This is a genomic window from Belnapia arida (assembly GCF_016773205.1).
GTDB lineage: Bacteria > Pseudomonadota > Alphaproteobacteria > Acetobacterales > Acetobacteraceae > Belnapia > Belnapia arida.
The window spans coordinates 1-3,477 of record NZ_JAETWB010000114.1; the positions used below are offsets into that span (position 1 = coordinate 1).

Consider the following 3,477-nt stretch of genomic DNA (forward strand, 5'->3'; position numbering starts at 1 on the left):
GCAGACTTCTCCAAAAGGCCCCGAAGGGCCATCGTCTCATCGGTCATCGTGGCTGGTCCATGGTTTAGGGGTTGTTGGTCTCAGCAACCCAACCCTACCCAGGACCATCACGATGGCCGCCACCGTTACGGTGGCGGCCTCCTACACCACCTCAGGGGGCACGATCCGTCGGATTGGCGACGGATCGCGCCGAGATTACTTGGTACCAGCATTCAAATTCAAACTCGAATCTGCCGCTCTAGGTGGCACCTCCAGGCCGTATCAGTTCATTGGTCGCTCCAAATCCGCTGGGTGATGAGAATAGGAGATTTCGAGAGTACCGCGTGAGGAGCATACGACGATCCTCCGCAGGGTCGATGTTGAGGGAACAAAAAGTGGCCGGGGTCACCGCGACCTATGGCTGCGCCATAGCAGGAGACATGCCTTAACCAAGACGACTTCGGCGCGATGGTTACTGAGCATGGCAGCATGACCAAGACTGACGCCAACCGCGCCATCGATGCCTTCTGCAGTGCCGTCACCGCTGCCATGGAAAAAGGTGCAGACGTAAAGCTGACCGGTTTTGGGGGCTTCGAGGTGCAGCCGCGTGGCGAGCGGCAGGGACGCGATGTCCGGATCGGCAAAGCGCTGACGATCGCGGCCTCGAAGGCGGTGCGCTTCTCCGCAGGCAGCAAGCTGAAGAGCGCTGTCAACGGCAAGGCAGATTAGACGACCATTAGTGCCACCGACACTGCGGACGGTTAGATCCAGCGGAAGCCTGTGGCGAGCAGCACGAAGAACAACATTGTAGCGCCGACAAGTGTGAACTCCACGCGAGCCAGCTTCCATTCAACGATGTCGAACTTGGACTCCATGCGATCGAAGCCGGCTCCTAGTTTGCTCTCGATACCGTCGAACGCGCTGTTCATCTTCGCTTCGAGCAGCTCCGACTTCTTTTCCAACCGGGCGCAGGTGGCCGCGATACGCTCGGTCACGACCAGATAATCAAGCTTGGGAGTTTTGGACTCGTCGCTCATGATACGAGGTTTTCCATCTCGATGGTCATGACAAACGCTTCGGGTCAGCGAGCAGTGGCAACATCAAACATGGCACTATAATTGGAGTGCGACGGCAATGCCCGGCTCACCAATGTAGCCCGCTAGATGGTAGCCCAACTGTCGTCCTCCGACGATATGAGATCACACGCTGTGGCGTTCGGCACGGGCGTCTCGCACGATGAGCTTGCAGGGAATTAGATGCCGCTCGGTGGTGGCACGGTCTCAAGGAAGCAGGCCCGCTCGCTGGCCTGCCCGAACCACCGCGCGAGGCCGGGGCGATCCAGACGCCAGCGCCAGACCGTGTGGCGCTTTTCCGCATAGCCCAGGACTGCAGCTAGCGCGAGATAACCTGCATCGACGCTGTTGTATGCGCCCGCGACGACGGCTTCCTCCAAGACGTCGGCGACGCGGCCCGCTCGGGTGACCTCCAAAGCGATCACCGAAGGGCTCCGCTCGTCAACCGGCCGGCGCAATTCCCGGTTCCAGACGGCAATGCCATCGAGAAGTCCGAGGACACGCCCATAGGCCGCCAGACCCACGGCATCGACTGGCAACATGGCTGGTTGGCTTCCAACTCGATCCAGCCAGCCGAGGATCAGGGTCGTCTCCGTGACGGTCGTGCCATCCTCCAGTACCAAAGCCGGTACGCGGCCGACTGGACTGTGCGTCAGGACGGACGCCGCAGGGTCACGCAAGGTGGTGACCGCCTCCTGCACCTTTGCCACGAGTCCACCCTCTCGCAGTGCCATGCGGCATATGCGAGCGTAGGGGGAGCCTTCGGAGTAGTAGAGGCGGAGCTTCGGTAAGGCTTGTGACAATAACACTCGATAACCCCCTTGGCTGGATGAGCGAGGGTTGCCCGCCGTCATTCGCCTGTCGAGCGCTGGGGCCGATTGTAGGGGCGCAGCAAAGGCCGAACTTGTGACCGCGGCAGCCAACGCAAATGTTGCTCTCGCGCTCGCCGTCGCATCCTTGCGCGACCTACTGCTCGAGTAGTCCCCTGGCGACGTCAGCACCAAGTCGCCGCCCGAGCAGCCCACGTCAGATCACGAGAAACAACGCATCTGTCGTATCAGCCCAGCTTTGCTATTGCGGGACTAAGCGGAAAGGCTGGGCACGACAAACTCCTCCAGCGCGCGCCGCACTTCGTCCTCCATGCTGACAGCCTTCCGCGTCGTGAGGTCGAAAGCGATCCCCACAGCCTCAGCCACAGCGACGGCTGCCCCGCTCTGGCCGTTGAAGAGCCAGTGGGCCCAAGTGGTGGTTTTGCTTCCTACAGCCTTCAGGCCGCTGCGCACCGTGAGCAGATCGCCGGCCCGGACAGGCCGGTGGTACACAAGACGGTACTCAAGCGCGGCACTGCCAATCTTGCCGATGGGCTGGCTTTGTTGACGTACCCCGCGGGCCGGCGAGTTCGGCACCCCATCCCAGATGCGGGAGATCACGCCATCAGCGCGCATCAACCCGTGTTCATTGCACTCCGCAAGCTGGACCGAGCCCTTGTGCATCAGACTCAAGCCGAGTTCCACCGCTTGCTCCAAGGACAGCGCGTCGTGCGGAGGATCGAAGCGGAGGCCGCGCGGTGCGGCGTAGTCCGGCACCGAAACTTTGAGACGGGCGGTTGCTGCCGCGATATCAGGGAGCAAAGGGCGAGGAGCCCCGGTGCTTGCGTCAGCCAGCGCCGCGTCGGTTACGATCGTTGCCGCAACGGCTCCGGTCGCAGCATTCCGGATTTCCTGGTACAGCCTGAGAGTGTTGCCACGACGGTGAACAACGCCGCCATGGATTGAGAATGGAGTACCAGCGGGAAGTTCGCGGACAAAGCGGATGTGCTGGTCCGCTGGGGCCAGCGTTGCGCCGTGCTCACGCGTGTACGAGGGACCCAAACCAAGCTCAAGTCCAAGCCAATCCAACGCCTCGAGCGCACGCGAGACGTAGTGTCGGACGTTCATATGCCCCATCACGTCGCACTCACCGACCTGTACGCTGCCCATCCCGATATCGATCATCATGCGCTCCGTCTGCAACGATCAAATGCTCGCCCAAACAGCACGGCTGTACTGAGCCGGCAACACGGTCACGGCAGCAGGCGGTACCGGTTCATCTGTTGGCGCGGTCGCGCAAAGTAAGTTCGGCGAAGCGGAAAAAGGTTTTATTTTAAAAAACGCGAAGATGGACTGGGCAAGGCTGTAAAGGACTCCCGGTCGAGCGATAAACTTCCATGTGTTAAGACCTGAGAACCAGCGACTTCGCGCTTTCACACGTGTTCCGCGACCTGACCCCAATCTTCGCCACCAGCCTGCTAGCCCTTGGACAGATGGTATGACTGATCTGGTCGCGCCAAATGGCCCGGCTTAGAGCGCCTTGCTCTGTCGCGAGCCTATCCGGGCAGGATAAGGCCTGAAGCCCCAGTTGGGGATCATGGACAATGAACTGCTCC

At 61.0% G+C, this 3,477-nt stretch carries 3 protein-coding genes and 1 pseudogene; 1 reads left to right on the plus strand and 3 read right to left on the minus strand.

All coding sequences use genetic code 11. The annotated features are described in order from the left end of the window. Nucleotides 1-435 precede the first annotated feature (435 nt). Nucleotides 436-708: pseudogene (locus JMJ56_RS32770) on the plus strand (HU family DNA-binding protein); the annotation flags it as partial. A 32-nt stretch (nt 709-740) separates the two neighbouring features. Here the strand turns inward: JMJ56_RS32770 and JMJ56_RS32775 are convergent. The 3 genes from JMJ56_RS32775 to JMJ56_RS32785 form a co-directional block, all read right to left on the minus strand. After that, the gene (locus tag JMJ56_RS32775; protein ID WP_202836064.1) at nt 741-1,016 is read right to left on the minus strand and encodes a hypothetical protein; all 276 of its coding nucleotides are present in this window, start codon (nt 1,014-1,016) and stop codon (nt 741-743) included. A 215-nt stretch (nt 1,017-1,231) separates the two neighbouring features. Beyond that, nucleotides 1,232-1,906 (minus strand): glutathione S-transferase family protein, encoded by a 675-nt coding sequence (locus JMJ56_RS32780; RefSeq protein ID WP_268885199.1) that lies wholly within the window; start codon nt 1,904-1,906, stop codon nt 1,232-1,234. Between the two features lie 228 nt (nt 1,907-2,134). Next, nucleotides 2,135-3,049 carry an acyl-CoA thioesterase gene (locus tag JMJ56_RS32785; RefSeq protein WP_202836066.1) on the minus strand — a complete coding sequence of 305 codons (915 nt, stop codon included), beginning with the start codon at nt 3,047-3,049 and terminating at the stop codon, nt 2,135-2,137. Nucleotides 3,050-3,477: the final 428 nt, after the last annotated feature.

What these genes read in the sequence shown, in the direction of transcription:
- JMJ56_RS32775 (WP_202836064.1), bottom strand. Translation starts at nt 1,016, where the DNA reads ATGAGCGACGAGTCCAAAACTCCCAAGCTTGATTATCTGGTCGTGACC.
- JMJ56_RS32780 (WP_268885199.1), bottom strand. Translation starts at nt 1,906, where the DNA reads ATGACGGCGGGCAACCCTCGCTCATCCAGCCAAGGGGGTTATCGAGTG.
- JMJ56_RS32785 (WP_202836066.1), bottom strand. Translation starts at nt 3,049, where the DNA reads ATGATGATCGATATCGGGATGGGCAGCGTACAGGTCGGTGAGTGCGAC.